At 67.7% G+C, this 16,144-nt stretch carries 15 protein-coding genes and 1 tRNA gene; 14 read left to right on the plus strand and 2 right to left on the minus strand.

All coding sequences use genetic code 11. The features are described from left to right. Nucleotides 1-8 precede the first annotated feature (8 nt). The 12 genes from RIU96_RS08100 (at nucleotide 9) to der (ending at nucleotide 11,757) form a co-directional block, all read left to right on the plus strand. Nucleotides 9-929: an NAD kinase gene (locus RIU96_RS08100; protein WP_136648545.1), complete on the plus strand. Its 921-nt coding sequence runs from the start codon at nucleotides 9-11 to the stop codon at nucleotides 927-929. Between the two features lie 7 nt (nucleotides 930-936). Next, nucleotides 937-2,667 carry a DNA repair protein RecN gene (gene recN / locus RIU96_RS08105; protein WP_136648542.1) on the plus strand — a complete coding sequence of 577 codons (1,731 nt, stop codon included), beginning with the start codon at nucleotides 937-939 and terminating at the stop codon, nucleotides 2,665-2,667. 43 nt (nucleotides 2,668-2,710) lie between these two features. Continuing rightward, nucleotides 2,711-3,925, plus strand: a complete 1,215-nt coding sequence (gene steA / locus RIU96_RS08110; RefSeq protein ID WP_375544597.1) for a putative cytokinetic ring protein SteA — start codon at nucleotides 2,711-2,713, stop codon at nucleotides 3,923-3,925. Continuing rightward, nucleotides 3,926-4,720 carry a copper transporter gene (locus tag RIU96_RS08115; protein ID WP_259809930.1) on the plus strand — a complete coding sequence of 265 codons (795 nt, stop codon included), beginning with the start codon at nucleotides 3,926-3,928 and terminating at the stop codon, nucleotides 4,718-4,720. A 20-nt stretch (nucleotides 4,721-4,740) separates the two neighbouring features. After that, on the plus strand, nucleotides 4,741-5,385 hold the full coding sequence (locus RIU96_RS08120; RefSeq protein ID WP_259807266.1) for an NUDIX domain-containing protein: 645 nt from the start codon (nucleotides 4,741-4,743) through the stop codon (nucleotides 5,383-5,385). Between the two features lie 11 nt (nucleotides 5,386-5,396). After that, complete coding sequence (gene xerD / locus RIU96_RS08125) at nucleotides 5,397-6,302, plus strand: site-specific tyrosine recombinase XerD (protein ID WP_259807268.1); 906 nt, start codon at nucleotides 5,397-5,399, stop codon at nucleotides 6,300-6,302. Between the two features lie 84 nt (nucleotides 6,303-6,386). Then, nucleotides 6,387-7,268, plus strand: coding sequence for a ParA family protein (locus RIU96_RS08130; RefSeq protein WP_136648555.1), 882 nt, complete (start codon nucleotides 6,387-6,389; stop codon nucleotides 7,266-7,268). Nucleotides 7,269-7,270: 2 nt separating this feature from the next. Next, nucleotides 7,271-8,071 carry a segregation and condensation protein A gene (locus RIU96_RS08135; protein WP_259809928.1) on the plus strand — a complete coding sequence of 267 codons (801 nt, stop codon included), beginning with the start codon at nucleotides 7,271-7,273 and terminating at the stop codon, nucleotides 8,069-8,071. Between the two features lie 11 nt (nucleotides 8,072-8,082). Continuing rightward, complete coding sequence (locus tag RIU96_RS08140; RefSeq protein ID WP_144318301.1) at nucleotides 8,083-8,637, plus strand: SMC-Scp complex subunit ScpB; 555 nt, start codon at nucleotides 8,083-8,085, stop codon at nucleotides 8,635-8,637. A gap of 47 nt (nucleotides 8,638-8,684) precedes the next feature. After that, complete coding sequence (locus tag RIU96_RS08145) at nucleotides 8,685-9,572, plus strand: pseudouridine synthase (RefSeq protein ID WP_259790496.1); 888 nt, start codon at nucleotides 8,685-8,687, stop codon at nucleotides 9,570-9,572. Continuing rightward, nucleotides 9,572-10,267, plus strand: coding sequence for a (d)CMP kinase (gene cmk / locus RIU96_RS08150; RefSeq protein ID WP_144689298.1), 696 nt, complete (start codon nucleotides 9,572-9,574; stop codon nucleotides 10,265-10,267). The genes RIU96_RS08145 and cmk overlap by 1 nt, the downstream gene beginning before the upstream one ends. Beyond that, nucleotides 10,264-11,757, plus strand: a complete 1,494-nt coding sequence (der, locus tag RIU96_RS08155) for a ribosome biogenesis GTPase Der (protein ID WP_136648523.1) — start codon at nucleotides 10,264-10,266, stop codon at nucleotides 11,755-11,757. Before cmk ends, der begins: the two co-directional genes overlap by 4 nt. On the opposite strand, the gene RIU96_RS08160 is transcribed toward der, so the two are convergent. Beyond that, a complete protein-coding gene (locus tag RIU96_RS08160) occupies nucleotides 11,754-12,521 on the minus strand; it encodes a class I SAM-dependent methyltransferase (RefSeq protein ID WP_258562811.1) in 768 nt (255 codons plus the stop codon). The two genes, der and RIU96_RS08160, sit on opposite strands and share 4 nt — an antisense overlap. Nucleotides 12,522-12,545: 24 nt before the next feature. Here RIU96_RS08160 and RIU96_RS08165 point away from each other — a divergent pair, with 24 nt between their 5' ends. Further along, nucleotides 12,546-13,511 carry a diacylglycerol/lipid kinase family protein gene (locus RIU96_RS08165; protein ID WP_170228664.1) on the plus strand — a complete coding sequence of 322 codons (966 nt, stop codon included), beginning with the start codon at nucleotides 12,546-12,548 and terminating at the stop codon, nucleotides 13,509-13,511. Nucleotides 13,512-13,543: 32 nt separating this feature from the next. On the opposite strand, the gene RIU96_RS08170 is transcribed toward RIU96_RS08165, so the two are convergent. Beyond that, nucleotides 13,544-13,620, minus strand: a tRNA-Pro gene (locus RIU96_RS08170). A gap of 164 nt (nucleotides 13,621-13,784) precedes the next feature. Here RIU96_RS08170 and secA2 point away from each other — a divergent pair. Further along, nucleotides 13,785-16,076: an accessory Sec system translocase SecA2 gene (secA2, locus tag RIU96_RS08175; RefSeq protein ID WP_259790490.1), complete on the plus strand. Its 2,292-nt coding sequence runs from the start codon at nucleotides 13,785-13,787 to the stop codon at nucleotides 16,074-16,076. Nucleotides 16,077-16,144 lie beyond the last annotated feature (68 nt).

Below are 16,144 nucleotides of genomic sequence, written 5' to 3' on the forward strand. Positions count from 1 at the left end.
GTAAGACTATGACCGGTATCATCGAGCGCACGATCCTGCTTGTCCCGCACACTTACCGCGCGGGCAACATCTACGCCGCCGCTCGTGCCGCCGAGCTTCTGTCCCAGGCCGGCATCGAGGTGCGTTTGCTCGACCAGGGCCGAATGGGCCCCGTTGACGAGGAGCCGGCCTTGCAGAAGCTTGACCGCGCCGAGGACGGCCCCGAAGCCGCCGCCGGTTGCGAGCTGGTGCTGGTACTCGGCGGCGACGGCACCTTCCTGCGCGCCGCAAACTACGCCCACGAGCAGGACGTTCCCGTGCTGGGAATCAACCTGGGCCACGTCGGGTTCCTCGCGGAATGGGAGCAGGAAAGCCTTGACGAGGCGATCGGTCGCGTGATCGACCGGGCGTATCGCATCGAGGACCGTATGACCATCGACGTCGTCGTCACCGATACGGAAAACAACGAGATTGGCAAGGGCTGGGCGCTCAACGAGGCCAGCATCGAGAACGTCAACCGCACCCGGGTGATGGACGCCATCTTGGAGGTGGACTACCGCCCAGTGTCGTCCTTTGGCTGCGACGGCGTGCTCATCTCCACCCCGACGGGCTCGACCGCCTACGCGTTCGCCGCCGGCGGTCCCGTGCTCTGGCCCGAGGTCGAGGCGCTGCTCGTCGTGCCCAACAACGCGCACGCCCTGTTTACCAAGCCGCTGGTTGTCTCCCCGCGTTCCATGGTGGCGGTCGAGTCGGAGTCGAGCACTGGCGAGGCGAACGTCGTGCTCGACGGGTTCCGCACCATCGAGATGCCACCCGGGTCGCGCGTCGAGGCTGTCCGAGGGCGCCGCCCTGTGCGCTGGGTACGGCTCGACGAGCATCCCTTCACCGACCGTCTCGTGCACAAATTCCAGCTGCCGGTCTCCGGCTGGCGCGGACCGCTGAAGAAGTAGGAGCTCCATGCTCGCAGAAATCACGATCACCAACCTGGGGGTCATCCCGCGAGCCACCGCGGAGCTTTCCGCCGGATTGACCGTGCTCACAGGCGAGACCGGCGCGGGCAAAACAATGGTGGTCAGCGGGTTGCGCCTGCTCACCGGCCGGCGCGCCGAGGCGTCGCTGGTGCGCACGGGCACTGACCAGGCCGTCATCGAGGGTGCGTTTAGCGTCGGCGGGCTCGATGCCGCGCAGGCGGGTGCCGCTGCCGCCGTGGCGGAGGGAGCTGGCGCCGAGGCCGACGAGAACGGCGAATATATCGTCTCGCGCTCGGTGAAGGCGACGGGAAGGTCGAAAGCGCACATCAGCGGGCGCACGGTCCCGGCCGCCACCCTCGGTGAGTTCACGGGGCACCTTCTGACCATCCACGGCCAAAACGACCAACTTCGACTCATGTCGCCGGACCAGCAGCTCGCAGCCCTCGACCGCTTCGACCACGCGATCGGTGCCAAGCTCGACGCCTACCGCGCGGCGTGGTCGGCCTGGCGCGAGGCGGACAAGGATTTAAGGGACCGCACGGAGAAGCGCCGCGAGCTCGCCCAGGAGGTCGACCAGCTCACGTTCGCGCTCGCGGAGATCGACGAGGTCGCCCCCACAGAGGGTGAAGACACCGACCTGGTCACGGCGATTAACCGGCTCCAGGATGTCGACGCGCTGCGCGACGCCGCCCGGGCCGCGCTGGCCGCGATCGACGGCGCCGAGGCTGCCGGGGGTTATTCCTCAGGCGACGACGCGGCCGCTTCCACGCTGGTGGGCGTGGCGGCCGACGCGTTGGCGTCGTCAAGCGATGCCTCGCTCAAAGAACTCGGCTCCCGCCTCGGCGAGGTGGCCGCGGTGCTTTCCGACGTCTCCGCCGAGCTCGGCAGCTTCGTCGCGGACTTGCCTGACGACGTCGACGAGCTCGAGCGGATGCTGCAGCGCCAGCAGGAGCTCAAGACGCTCACCCGCAAGTACGCGCCCGACATCGCCGGGGTGATTGCGTGGCGCAAGAAGGCCGCCAAGCGACTGAGCAAAATCGACACCTCGGCCGAGGCCGTCGAGGAGCTGCGATCCAAAGTCTCCGCCCTGGAGCAGGACATGGCAGCCCGCGCGGCGACGCTGACGAAGGCGCGGGTGGCGGCGGCGAAGGAACTGGGGGAGAAGGTCACCGCCGAGCTGCAGGGCCTGGCGATGCCCAAGGCGCGCCTGATCGTCGCGGTGAGCGGGAGCGACTTTAGCCGCGACGGCGCTGATGCGGTGGAGCTGAAGCTGGCGCCGAACTCCGCGCTTGAGCCCCAGCCGCTGGCAACCAGCGCCTCCGGTGGTGAGCTCTCGCGCGTGATGCTTGCCCTCGAGGTGATCCTAAGCGGCTCGACGAGCGGCGCGACGCTGGTGTTTGACGAGGTCGACGCGGGCGTGGGCGGGCGCGCAGCGGTGCAGATTGGGCGCCGCCTGGCGCGGTTGGCGACCAACAACCAGGTCATCGTGGTCACGCACTTACCGCAGGTCGCGGCGTACGCGGACACCCACCTGCACGTGGCGAAGAACGTCGGCGACGACACGGTGACCTCCGGAGTTGCTGAGCTGAGCGGCGACGACCGCGTCGAGGAGCTGGCGCGCATGCTCGCCGGCATGGACGACTCCGCGACCGGCAGGGCGCACGCCGCGGAGCTTCTGCAGCGCGCCGCCGAGGATGTGGCAAAGATGCGGGGCTAAAACCCCGCGCGCCTCGAACAAATCTGCAGGTTGAGCGTGCATAATGTCGCGCATGACTGTCAATGCTTCCAATTCGGGCGCCACGGATCTCACCGGGCTGACCGGGCGCATCCGCGATTGCATGCCGCAGGGCAAGGGCCTGGGAAAGCTCGCCGCCGGCGACATCGCCGTCGTTGACTCGCCCGACATGACGCGTCGCGAGGCCGAGCTGCTTGCCGACGCCAAACCCGCCGCCGTGGTCAACCTCGCGAGCTTCTCCACCGGCTCGATTCCCAACTACGGCCCCCACGTGTTGCTTGACGCCGGAGTTCCGCTCGTCGAGGGCGCCGGCGCGGAGGCGCGTTCGGTGCTGCGCAGCGGCAAGAAGGCCACGATTTGGGCCGACGGCGCGATCTACGTGGGCAAGAAGCTCGCCGGCAACGGCGTGTTTGTCGATCGCGGCAGCGTGGATGCGAACTTCGCCGCCGCGCAGCGCAGCCTCGTGGACAACATGGAGGCCTACTTCGGCAACACCATCCAGTTCATCCACTCGGAATCGCCGCTGCTTATCGACGGCGTCGGGGTGCCCGAGCTGGGAGAAGCGATGGCGGGGCGCAAGGTGCTCGTCGTTTCCCCGCTGACCGATGCCGGCGCTGAGCTGCGGAACCGGGTTGAGAACCTGCGCAACTTTATCCGCGAATACTCCCCGGTGATCATCGGTGTCGGCCCCGCAGCCGACACGCTGGTGGACATGGGCTACAACCCCGACTTCATCGTCGGCGACCCAGTGGACATCTCCGCGGAGAGCCTGCGCGGCCATGCGCGCGTGATCCTGCCCGCTGACCCCGATGGGCACGCGGTGGGCCTCGAGCGCATCCAGGACCTGGGCGTCGGAGCGATGACGTTCCCGGCGGCTACGAACTCGCCGACCGATCTGGCGATCCTGCTGGCCACCTTCCACAATGCCGAGATGATTGTCACCGTCGGCGACCCGGTCGACCTTGACCGTATCTTTGCCAACCCGGCGGACGCCTCCCCGGCGGCCCTGCTCACGCGGTTGAAAGCCGGGGGGCGCCTGGTCGATTCGACCGCCATCGAAAACCTCTACCGCACGACCTCCGGCTCCGGCGTGGCCTGGGCGTGGGCGATCCTTGGGATCCTGGTGGCGCTGGCTGCGGTGATCCTCATCGTCGGCCTCGGCGGGCCGGGGGAGTTTACGGAGAACCTGGTCGACACGTGGAACCAGATCGCGCTGCGCGTGCAGGGGTGGTTTAGCTAAATGAGGCAGAACACAGGTGCACCGGGTTTCGTTGCCGCGGGGCTCGGCTGGGGACTTGCGGCGGGTCTCGCTCTGGGAGTGCTGCTCATCGCGCCAGCGATGGGGGCGTTGCAGGGGGCGTCGACAAGCGAGGCGCAAAGCCGGGACCCACAGGAGCAGTCCGCTGAGGCCGAGGCGGCCGCCGCGAACGAGGTGCTGGCGGCCAAGGCCGAGGAGATGGTCGAGGGCGAGCTCGAGGGCAACGCGATCGTAATGATTCGCGCCGCGGGTGTTGACGACGACAGCGCGGACAAGCAGCGCTGGCTGCTCAACACCGCGGGTGCCGACAACGCCGGCACGATCACGCTGACGGAGAAGTTCACCTCCCAGGACGCGGCAAACGAGCTAAGCACCATCATCTCCAGTACCTTGCCCGCCGGCGCGCAGCTGTCCGTGGACAACCGCTCGCCCGGCGTTCACGCAGGTGAGGCGCTGGCCGCGGGGCTCGGGGAGGCGAGCGCGACTGATCGCGACTTCCTGCTTGAGACGCTGGCGCAGGCGGGTTTTCTCACTTACGACGACTCCGTCACCGCGGCCGACGCCGCCGTGCTGCTGACGGGGCCCACCGCGCAGGATTCCCCCTACGCCGACCGGCTGCTCGCTGACATGGCGCAGGCCTTCAACGCCGCCGGGGGCACGCTCGTCGTCACGGGCGAGGGCACCGCCGCGAGCGAGGGCGCGCCGCGCGTCGACTACGCCGACACCGAGGCTGGCCGCGTCAACACCGTGTTCACCCTGCGCGACGAGCTGCCGTAGGGCAACTACAGTTGACAGACATGCCGCACAACTTCACCGTGACCCATTCCGAGCTGCTTGTCGACGCCCCCATCCTCGCCCTGCGCCGCGACACCGTGACCATGCCGGGCGGAGGCGATGCGAAGCGCGAGATCGTCGAGCATCTCGGCGCCGTGGCGGTCGTCGCGCTCGATGAGGGCAACCGCATTGCCCTGGTGACGCAGTACCGCCACTCGGTGAAGCGTCGCCTGCAGGAGTTGCCCGCGGGGATTTTGGATGTGGCGGGGGAGTCCGAGCTCGACTGCGCGAAGCGCGAGCTCTACGAAGAGGCCGGGCTTGAGGCATCCGACTGGAGCGTGCTGGTGGACCTCGTGACCTCGCCGGGGTTCGCGGAGGAGGCGGTGCGCGTTTTCTGTGCGCGCGATCTGACCGTGGTGGATCGCCCGGACGCCGAGGATGAGGAGGCCGACATGACGCTCGAGTGGGTAGCGCTCAATGAGGCCCGGTCGCGGGTTTTCGCCGGCGAGATCACCAACGCCATTGCGGTCGCCGGGGTGTTGGCGGCAGCGGCAGTTGCGGACGGGGTGGCGTCGCCACGCAGCACCGCCGAGCCCTTCGACCTGCGACCGACCTCGATGGCCGAGCGTCGCAAGGCGAATGGCAGCGACTTGAAGAAGCCGTCGTAGGGGCCGCCTGCATGAACCTGCGCCAGGTGGCCACGATGTGGTTAAACCACCTCGCGGTGGAGCGCGGGGTGTCCGCCAACACCCTGAGCAACTACCGCCGTGACGTCGAGCGCTACCTCGCCTGGCTCGAGGCAGCGGGCATCCGCCAGCTTGACGACGTCACCACCAACCACATCGAGGCATACGTCGCTGACCTGCGCCGCGGTGTCGGGGAGGCGAAGCCGCTGTCGGCGTCTTCGGCGAGCAGGGCGCTCGTGGTGGCGCGGGGGCTGCACAAGTTCGCCGCCGCCGAGGGGCTCATCCACGCCGACGTCGCGTCTGCCGTCGCGCCGCCGCGGGCGGGGGAGAAGCTGCCCGACACGCTGAGCATCGACGAGGTCGCGCGGCTTCTCGACGCCTGCCCCACGCGCACCCCCTTCGAGCTGCGCGACAAAGCGCTGGTGGAGGTGCTCTACGCCACCGGGGCACGCGTCTCCGAGGTCCTGGGCTTAGTTGTTGACGACATGGCCTCCGGCGCGGACGTGCTCACGGTCACCGGCAAAGGCGACAAGCAGCGGTTGGTTCCGCTGGGCTCGCACGCGCGCGAGGCGGTGGATGCCTACCTGGTGCGGGGGCGGCCGGCGCTGGCGACGGGGGCGACGCACGCACTGTTTCTCAACCGGCGCGGAACAGCGCTATCTAGGCAAAGCGCGTGGGGGATTATCAAAGACGCGGCCGAGCGGGCGGGGCTGGCCAAGGACATCTCCCCGCACACCCTGCGCCACTCCTTTGCCACGCATCTGCTCGAGGGAGGAGCCGACGTGCGCACCGTCCAGGAGCTGCTCGGCCACGCCTCCGTGACCACGACACAGATTTACACGCACGTCACCGCGGACAACCTACGCGAGGTGTGGCGCATGGCTCATCCCCGCGCGTGAAAGATGCGTACAGCCGAAATGACAGTGTTGTAAGCTTGACGTCGAGCAAGATCCAACATGCGCGCACAAGGGGAAGGAATGGCGATGACCAGCGAGTCGTTGTTCGAGCCAGATCAAGCTGGTGAGGAGAAAGTCGGCCTCACCGGCCGGCCCCTGCGCGAGTTTGCCCAGCCTAAGCAGCTCGACCGCCACGGCCCGGCGAAGGTGATCTCCATGGTCAACCAGAAGGGCGGGGTGGGCAAGACCACGTCCACCATCAACCTCGGGGCGTGCCTGGCGGAGCAGGGCCGTAAAGTCCTGCTCGTTGACTTGGACCCCCAGGGCGCGCTTTCGGCCGGGTTGGGCGTGCCGCATGACGAGGAGCAGATCACCGTTTACGACCTGTTGTTCGACAACACGGCGAGCATCCACGCCGCGATCAAGCACTCCAACGTCGCCGGGCTCGACCTCGTGCCGGCTAACATCGACCTGTCCGCCGCCGAGATCCAGTTGGTTAACGAGGTAGGCCGGGAACACACCCTGGCCCGGGCGCTTCGCCCGGTGCGCGGGGAGTACGACATCATCCTGCTGGACTGCGGCCCGTCGCTGGGCCTGCTCACGGTCAACGCGCTCGCCGCCTCGCACGGGGTGATCATCCCCATGGAGTGCGAGTACTTCTCCCTGCGCGGGCTCGCACTGCTGACGGACACGGTGGAAAAGGTGCGCGACCGCATCAACTTCGACCTCGAGATCGTGGGCATCCTGGTCACCATGTTTGACCGCCGCACCTCCCACGCGCGCGAGGTGATGGACCGGGTGCTTGAGGTCTTCGGCGACACGGTCTTCGACACCGTGATCACCCGCACCGTGCGCTTCCCGGAGACCTCCGTCGCCGGCGAGCCGATTATCACGTGGGCCCCGCGCTCGCAGGGCGCCGAGCAGTACCGCAACCTCGCGCTCGAGGTGCTCGAGCGCACGGACAACTAGCCGTGGCAGAACAGCCCGAGATCACCGGGTTTACCCTGGTGCTGAACAACTTCGAGGGCCCGTTCGATCTGTTGCTCAACCTGATTAGCTCGAAGAAGCTCGACGTCACCGAGGTCGCGCTTGCCGAGGTCACTGACGAGTTCATCGCGTATACCCGCGCGCTGGGTCAACACGCAGGGCTTGACGAGGTCACCGAGTTCCTCCTCATCGCCGCGACCCTGCTTGACCTCAAAGCAGCGCGCCTTTTGCCCCGCGGCGAGACCAGCGACGCCGAAACGCTCGAACTCCTTGAATCCCGCGACCTGCTGTTCGCCCGTCTTTTGCAGTACCGCGCCTACCAGCGCGTCGCAGAGCAATTCAGTCAGTGGCAGAAAACGGCGGCACGGCGTTACCCGCGCGCGGTGTCGATGGAGGAGCAGTTCGCCGACCTGCTTCCGCCGGTGTCGCTCGGCCACACGTCCGCGAGCTTCGCGGTGCTGGCGGCAAGCGTCTTCCGGCCCCGCCCGCCCGAACAGGTGCGCACCGACCACGTCCACGCCCAGGCAGTGTCCGTGCCCGAGCAGGCGGGCCACATCCTCGCCGCGCTCAAGCTGGCCGGCGCGCAGAACTGGGTCACCTTCGGCGCGTTGACACGGGACTGCACCCGCTCTATCGAGGTCGTCGGCCGGTTCCTCGCGCTGTTGGAGCTGTTCAAGGCCCGCGCCGTCGACGCCCGCCAGGAAGAGGCGCTCGGCGCGTTGGATGTGTCCTGGACCGGCCGCGACGTCGACCCGGCCGTCGTAGCGGCGAGCAACTGGACGTAGAATCAGCGCGCATGGACGCTCTCCCCATGGTCTCGCAGCTGCGCTCGCGGCTGGAGTCGGTGATGCTGGTTCTGGACTCCCCGGCGCCCGTCGGGGCGTTGGCGCGGGCTGTGGATGCGGGTGAGGGGGACGTCGAGAAGCAACTGCGGCTGTGGGCCGAGGAACTCGACGCGCGGGGTAGCGGGATCGACCTGCGCGAGACTGCCGAGGGGTGGCGGCTGTACACCCGGCCCGACAACGCCGCCGCGGTCGAGGCTTTTCTTCTCGACGGCACCCAGTCGACGCTGTCTCGCGCGGCGCTGGAGACGCTGGCGGTGGTCGCGTACCGCCAGCCGGTGACCCGTTCGCAGGTCTCCGGCGTGCGTGGCGTCAACGTCGACGGCGTGATGCGCACGCTGACCCTGCGCGGGCTGATCGCCGAGGTCGACCCCGAGGAGGCGACGGGGGCGCGCCGTTACGTCACCACCGAGCTGTTCCTCGAGTTGCTGGGGATTGACTCGCTCGAACGCCTGCCGGAGCTTGCCCCGCTGCTTCCGGAAATCGATTCCATCGAAGATGCCTGGTAGGGTCGTGAGAGTTCATAACCGCATACATTCTTGCCAAAGGATCACACATGACTCCCCCCGCTCGCCGAGACGGCACACCGGATAGAGAGAAGAACGACCCGTTCTATATCTCCTATGCGAAGCCGGCGAAGAAACAAAACGTCACCCCTCACCCGCTTGAAGACAATTGGTGGGACGACCCGTCGGACAAGAAACCAACCACTGAGGGCGTGCGCCTGCAGAAGGTGCTCGCCCAGGCGGGCGTCGCGTCGCGCCGCCACGCCGAGGTCATGATCGCCCAGGGCCGCGTCGAGGTCAATGGCACCCGCGTGACCACTCAGGGGATGCGCGTCGACCCCGCGCGCGACGTCATCCGCGTCGACGGCACCCGCATCAACGTCAACGACGAGCTCGAGTACTTCGTGTTCAATAAGCCCCGCGGCGTGCAGTCCACGATGAAGGACGAGATGGACCGCACCTCGGTGGGCAGCTACCTCTCGGAGCGCACGGCCTCGGGCCAGCGCCTGTTCCATGTCGGACGCCTCGACGCCGACACTGAGGGGCTGCTGATCTTGACTAACGACGGCGAGCTCGCCAACCGGCTCATGCACCCGCGCTACGAGATCGCGAAAACCTACATGGCCACCGTGCTCGGCGAGGCGAAGCCGACCCTGGTGAAGACGCTGCGCGAGGGCATCGAGCTTGACGACGGCCCCGCGAAGGCCGACTACGTCCAGATCGTGGACACCCACAACGGCCAGTCGATCATCCGCGTCGAGCTGCACGAGGGCCGCAAGCACATCGTGCGCCGCATGCTCAAGGCAGCCGGTCACCCGGTGCAGCGTCTCGTGCGCACCAAGGTGCACACGGTTCAGCTCGGCGACATGAAACCTGGCTCGCTGCGCGCGCTCAACGCGGCGGAGCTGACCTCTTTGTACAAGGCGGTGGAGATGTAATGGCGCTTTCGAACATGCCCAGCGGCGGGCTGATCGTCGCCGTCGACGGCCCCTCCGGGACGGGCAAGTCCACGACGTGCCGCCGCCTCGCGAAAGAACTTGACGCGAAGTACATCGACACCGGCGCGATGTACCGCGTGGCCACCCTCGCGGTGCTGCGCGCAGGCGTCGATCCCGCGGACGCCGAGGCGGTAATCGACGCCACCCGCGAGCTGCCCCTGTCCGTGTCGGACGACCCCGACTCCACCGAGGTTCTGCTCGGCGGCGAGGACGTCTCGGGCATTATCCGTGGCCCCGAGGTGACCCGCAACGTCTCCGCGGTCTCCGCCATCCCGCAGGTGCGCGAGAACCTCGTCGCGCTGCAGCGCAAGCTGGCGGCCGACGCGCACCGCGCGATCGTCGAAGGCCGCGACATCGGCACCGTCGTGCTTGTCGACGCCCCCGTCAAGGCGTTCATGACGGCCTCAGCGGAGGTCCGGGCCAAGCGCCGCTACGACCAGGACATCGCGGCCGGGCGCGAGGCGGACTTCGAGACCGTTCTCGCGGACGTGCAGCGCCGCGACGAGCTCGACTCCACGCGCGCCACCAGCCCGCTCGTCCCAGCCGAGGACGCGACCATTATCGACACCTCCGAGATGGACCGCGACGACGTGCTCGCAGCCCTGATCGCCCTGGTTGAAGGGAGCGCACTGTGAGCGAGCACGACGAGTTTGAGATCGAGTTCGACGAGACTAGCTTCGACGAATCGGAATTCGGTGAGGCCGACTTCGGCGAGCCTGAGTTCGACGATTCCGAACTCAGCGACGAGGAATGGGCCGCGCTCGAGGAGGAGTTCGGTGTCAGCGGCCCCGAGATGGTGGAGGAGGCCCTGCCGACCGTCTCTATCGTCGGGCGTCCGAACGTGGGTAAGTCCACGCTGGTCAACCGGTTCATTGGGCGTCGCGAAGCTGTTGTCGAGGACCACCCAGGGGTGACCCGCGACCGGGTGAGCTACATCAGCGATTGGAACGGGCGCCGCTTCTGGGTCCAGGACACCGGCGGCTGGGATCCCGACGCGCGCGGCCTCCACGCCGCGATCGCGCACCAGTCGGAGGCCGCGATGGAGACCTCCGACGTGATCGTCATGGTCGTTGACTCCCACACGGGCATCACGGAGACCGACGCGGTGATGGCGCGCAACCTGCAGCGCTCGGACGTGCCGGTGATCCTGGTGGCCAACAAGTTCGAATCCGAGTCGCAGTGGGGCGACGTCGCGGAGTTCTACTCCCTCGGCCTGGGCGACCCGTGGCCGGTCTCGGCACTGCACGGCCGCGGCGGTGCGGACGTCCTGGACGAGATCCTGCGCCTGTTTCCGGCCAAGCCCCGCGCGGCGGACTCGATTACGGAGGGTCCGCGCCGCGTGGCCATCGTCGGGCGGCCCAACGTGGGCAAGTCAAGCCTGCTTAACAAACTGTCGCGCTCGAACCGTTCGGTGGTGGACAACGTCGCCGGCACCACCGTCGACCCGGTCGATGAGCTGATCCAGCTCGACGGGGCGCTGTGGAAGTTCATCGACACCGCCGGGCTGCGCAAGAAGGTGAAAAACGCCCAGGGCCACGAGTACTACGCGTCGTTGCGAACCCGCGGCACCATCGAGGCGGCGGAGGTGTGCGTCGTGCTGATCGACGCCTCCCAGGAGATCTCGGAGCAAGACCAGCGCGTTATCTCCATGGTGCTCGAGGCCGGTAAAGCCATGGTGATCTGCTTTAACAAGTGGGACCTGATGGACGAGGACCGGCGCTACTACTTCGACCGCGAGTTCGACGAGATGATGGGTCACCTGCCGTGGGTGACCAAGCTCAACATCTCCGCCGACACCGGGCGCGGCCTGCACCGGCTTGAGGCGGCCATGACCGAAGCGTTGGAGAACTGGGACAAGCGCATCTCCACCGGCCAGCTCAACAACTGGCTGCGCGAGACGATCGCCGCGAACCCGCCGCCGATGAAGAACAACCGCCTGCCGCGCGTGCTGTTTACAACGATGGTGTCCACGCGACCGCCGACAATCGTGCTGTTTACCACCGGGTTCCTCGACGCCGGCTACCGGCGTTACCTTGAGCGGAAATTCCGCGAGCGCTTCGGCTACCACGGCACGCCGATCCGCGTGGCGGTGCGGATCCGGGAGCGCCGCCAGAAGCCGCGCTAGCGCTGCCGGCGGTAGATGAAGGCGTCCGTGCGGTAGGGCAGCGGCAGCACCTGGCCGGGATCAAACCCGAGGTGCTCGTAGAGGTACCAGGTCAGGTTCGCCCGCATCTTCGCGCGGGTGGCCTCGCTGGCGCGCAGCCAGTACGAGCGCGTGGCCATGAGCTGGAACAGCCCGTCGGTACTCATCGGCATCAGCCACGTCTCGCGGTGCTCGCGCGCCAGCGCCCACGGCGGGTTCACCTCGGGGTAGAAGCCGTCGCGCTGCACGTCCCCGGAGTGCATGATGCGGCTTAAGCGCAGCACCCACGGGTGGCGCACGTCGAGGGTGTTCCAACACAACAGCAGCTCCCCGCCGGGCGCGATCACGCGGTCGGCCTCGCTGCTCGCGGCGCGGACGTCGACCCAGTGCCACGTCTGGGCGCAGGTCAGCGCGTCGACGGAGGCGTCGGCAAGCGCTGTGGCCTCGGCGGTGGCGCGCCACACGGGCACCTCCGGCAGGCGGGTGGCAAAGACCCGGACCATGTCGTCGGAGGGGTCGCACGCGAGGACGCGGCGGCCGGGGCTGAGCAGCGTTTCGGTGAGCTTGCCGGTGCCGCAGCCGATGTCGGCGACGGTGGCGGGGGAGTCTAAGAGCTCGCCGACGCTCGCCGGGTAGGTCGGCCGGATGTCGTCGTAAAGCCCCGCACCCTGCGTAAACGCGAGCGCAGCGGCGGATCTGTGCGCTGCATCGCGAAACGCGGGAGAATCTTTCCGGCTGGGCTTCATGGCTAACAACATATATTGGTCAGCGTGGACTCCCAGCACCGAGACAAGGCCGTCGTCGTGTACAACCCCGCCAAGGTGGATGAGCGCGCGCTGCGCTCCCTCGTTACCACCCACGCGCCGGAGAACATGCGCATCGAGTGGGTGGAAACGACCCCGGAAGACTCCGGCTACGCGCAGGCCACCGCCGCGGCGCAGGCGGGCGCCTCCGTCGTGCTCGCCGCCGGGGGAGACGGCACCGTGCGCCTCGTTGCCTCCGCCTTGGCGTCGACGGGAGTCGCACTCGGCATCATTCCCGCGGGCACGGGAAATCTGCTCGCCCGCAACCTAGCGCTCTCCCTCGACCTGGAGGATTCCGTCAAGCGCGCCTTCTACGGCACCGACGACACCATCGACATCTGCGAGGCTAGGCTGCACTGGGATGACAACTCCAACGACGTGATGCGCTTCGTCGTCATGGCGGGCGTGGGCATCGACGCGCAGATGGTGGAAAACACCGACGAGGACCTAAAGAAGCGGATCGGCCAGCTCGCCTACGTACCGGGGGTGCTCCGGTCTCTCGGGGGCGGCAATAGCGTGAAGGCCACCTTTACCTTCGACGGCCAGCGCGTGGCCAAGAAGCGGCTGCACACGCTGATCATCGGCAACTGCGGCGACGTCTACACCAACGTGCCCCTGTTGCCGCACGCCGTGCCTGACGACGGCGCCCTCGACCTCGTGGCGATCGCCCCGCGCAGCCCGTGGGGCTGGATCCGCATCGGCGTGGGGATCGGCGTGAACACGCTGGTAAGGCTGTGGAACCGGGATCCGCGCAACGTCGATAAGCAAATGAACGTGCCGCGCCCGCCGAACGCGCTGACCTACGCCAAGGGGGAGCGGGTGACGGTGCAGTTCGCCTCACCCGAAGTGTTCGAGGTCGACGGCGACCCCGTGGGCCGGGTGCGCACCGTGGAAATTGACATCAAGCCCGGCGCGCTGAAGGTGCGGGTATAAAAAAGGGCCGCACCCAATGAGTGCGACCCGATTGGTCGGGCTAACAGGATTTGAACCTGCGACCCCTACACCCCCAGTGTAGTGCGCTACCAAACTGCGCCATAGCCCGTTGTAATCAATGTGCCGCGACGAGCGCGACAACGTGGTTAAGGTTATCGCACAGGCGCGCGGAAGAACTAATCGGCAGGTAGTGACCCCGACGGGTTGCGGTGACGTAGAGTCGAGCGAGGAATTTAGCCACCAACAGGTGACGGAAAGGTCAGGTGAGAGCGGATGGGCACATTCGACTGGTTCTGGAAGGCGATGGGCTCGACCAACGAGCGAGCCGACAAGAAGTCGAAGGGCATCGTCGATCGCGCAGGCGCGCTGGCCGCCGATCTGAGCTCCCGTAGCGACGACGAGGTCGCGGCCGCCGTGCGCTCGGCGGTCTCTGAGCAGGGGATCGTCGACAAGCCGCTGTTTCTCGCCGGCCTGTCCGAGGCGGCGACGCGCACCTTGCGCATGACCCCGTTTCACGTGCAGAGCCAAGCCGTGCTGCGCCTGCTTGAGGGCGACGTGATTCAGATGGATACCGGCGAGGGCAAAACGCTTGTCGGGGCGATGGCCGCGACGGGGTTCGCCCTGACCGGCAAGCGCGTGCACCTGATCACGGTGAACAACTACCTCGCCCAGCGCGATGCGCAGTGGATGCGCCCGCTGGTCGAGTTCTTCGGGCTGAGCGTGGCGGCGGTGACGGAGGCGTCGACACGCGATGAGCGCGTTGCGGCGTACCGCTGCGACGTCGTCTACGCGCCCGTCGCCGAGATTGGTTTCGACCACCTGCGCGACAATCAGATCACCCACCGCAGCCAGACGGTCCAAGCCCCAGCGGACGTCGCGCTCGTCGACGAGGCGGACAGCGTGCTTATCGACGAAGCCCTGGTGCCGCTCGTGCTCGCCGGCACCGTGGGCGCGCAGCAGGCCACCGGGCAGATCACCGAAGCGGTGTCGCACCTCGTCGAGGGGCGCGACTACGCAATCGACGCCGAGGGCCGCAACGTCTCGCTCACCGACGACGGGGCGCGCTCCGCCGAGCGCGCGCTGGGTATCACCTCGCTCTACGACGCCGAGCACGTCGGCGATACCCTCGTGCGCGTCAACCTCGCCCTGCACGCCAAGGCCCTGTTGATCCGCGACGTGCACTACATCGTCGACGAGGGCAAGGTCTCGCTTGTCGACGCCTCCCGCGGGCGCGTCGCCGAACTCCAGCGCTGGCCCGACGGGCTGCAGGCCGCGGTAGAGGCCAAAGAAGGCTTGAGCGTCTCCGAGGGCGGCCGGATCCTCGACTCGATCACCCTGCAGGCGCTGATGCGGCGCTACCCAATCGTCTGCGGCATGACGGGCACCGCCGTGGAGGCGACCGACCAGCTGCGCACGTTCTACGGGCTCGGGGTGTCCGTGATCGAGCGCGCCACGCCGACGCGGCGCTTCGACGAGGCGGACAGGATCTACGCCACCGCCGAGGAGAAGAACCGGGCAATTGTCGATGAGATCGCCCACCTGAACGCCACCGGCCAGCCCGTGCTCGTGGGCACCCACGACGTCGCGGAATCGGAGGCGCTCGCGGAGGCGCTTGAGCAGCGCGGCATCACGGCGAGCGTGCTCAACGCCAAAAACGACGCCGAGGAAGCCCGCATCATCGCCGAGGCTGGTGACGTTGGCCGGGTCACGGTGTCGACGCAGATGGCGGGCCGCGGTACCGACATCCGTCTCGGCGGTGCCGACGAGACGGCGCGGGAGGAGGTGGTGAACCTCGGCGGGCTGGCCGTAATCGGCACGGCGCGCCACCGCACCGCGCGACTGGACAACCAGTTGCGCGGCCGGGCGGGGCGCCAGGGGGACCCGGGCCTGACCCTGTTCTTTGTGTCCCTGGAAGACGACGTCGTGGTCGTGGGTGGCGCGGACAGCTCCGTGACCGCGCGACCGGGTGCGGACGGGCGTATCGACGACCCCCGGGTCCACAGCTTCGTCGAGCACTGCCGGCGCGTCACCGAGGGGCAGCTGCTGGAGATCCACGCCCAGACCTGGAAGTACAACAAGCTGCTCGCCGACCACCGCGACATTCTGGATACCCGCCGCGCGGCCCTGCTGGACACGCCGACCGCCTGGGAGGAGCTCGCGCGCCGCAACCCGCAGCGCGCCGCGGAGCTCGAGCACTTGCCTGAGGAGGTGCTCAACCAGGCGGCCCGCGAGATCATGCTTTTCCACCTCGACGATGAGTGGAGCGAGCACCTTGCCCTCATGGATGACGTGCGCGAGTCGATCCACCTGCGCGCTATCGCCCGGGAAACGCCGATTGACGAATATCACAGGATCGCGGTGCGCGAGTTCAAGGATCTCGCTAACCGGGCCGTCGACAAGGCGGAGCAGACCTTCGCCGATGTCGTCATCGACGAGGCCGGCGCGCACCTTGCCGACGCCGGCTGGAAGCGACCCAGCGCTACCTGGACGTACATGGTTAGCGACAACCCGCTCGCGGGTAGCGGAAACTCCTTCATTTCGGGAGTTGCCAACATGTTTCGCTAACCGTTGAGTTCGGCGGCGAAGCGCGGCGGTTGTAAACTGCACGTGTTGCTACAGCGAGTGCCATTGCC

Origin of the sequence: Corynebacterium sp. Z-1 (assembly GCF_031844665.1) — a bacterium.
Classification (GTDB): Bacteria; Actinomycetota; Actinomycetes; order Mycobacteriales; family Mycobacteriaceae; genus Corynebacterium; species Corynebacterium sanguinis.

Coding starts and splice junctions, on each gene's coding strand:
- RIU96_RS08115 (WP_259809930.1), top strand. CDS start 3,926: ATGAGGCAGAACACAGGTGCACCGGGTTTCGTTGCCGCGGGGCTCGGC.
- RIU96_RS08130 (WP_136648555.1), top strand. CDS start 6,387: ATGACCAGCGAGTCGTTGTTCGAGCCAGATCAAGCTGGTGAGGAGAAA.
- steA (WP_375544597.1), top strand. CDS start 2,711: ATGTCGCGCATGACTGTCAATGCTTCCAATTCGGGCGCCACGGATCTC.
- RIU96_RS08140 (WP_144318301.1), top strand. CDS start 8,083: ATGGACGCTCTCCCCATGGTCTCGCAGCTGCGCTCGCGGCTGGAGTCG.
- RIU96_RS08120 (WP_259807266.1), top strand. CDS start 4,741: ATGCCGCACAACTTCACCGTGACCCATTCCGAGCTGCTTGTCGACGCC.
- RIU96_RS08100 (WP_136648545.1), top strand. CDS start 9: ATGACCGGTATCATCGAGCGCACGATCCTGCTTGTCCCGCACACTTAC.
- xerD (WP_259807268.1), top strand. CDS start 5,397: ATGAACCTGCGCCAGGTGGCCACGATGTGGTTAAACCACCTCGCGGTG.
- RIU96_RS08145 (WP_259790496.1), top strand. CDS start 8,685: ATGACTCCCCCCGCTCGCCGAGACGGCACACCGGATAGAGAGAAGAAC.
- cmk (WP_144689298.1), top strand. CDS start 9,572: ATGGCGCTTTCGAACATGCCCAGCGGCGGGCTGATCGTCGCCGTCGAC.
- RIU96_RS08160 (WP_258562811.1), bottom strand. CDS start 12,521: ATGAAGCCCAGCCGGAAAGATTCTCCCGCGTTTCGCGATGCAGCGCAC.
- recN (WP_136648542.1), top strand. CDS start 937: ATGCTCGCAGAAATCACGATCACCAACCTGGGGGTCATCCCGCGAGCC.
- secA2 (WP_259790490.1), top strand. CDS start 13,785: ATGGGCACATTCGACTGGTTCTGGAAGGCGATGGGCTCGACCAACGAG.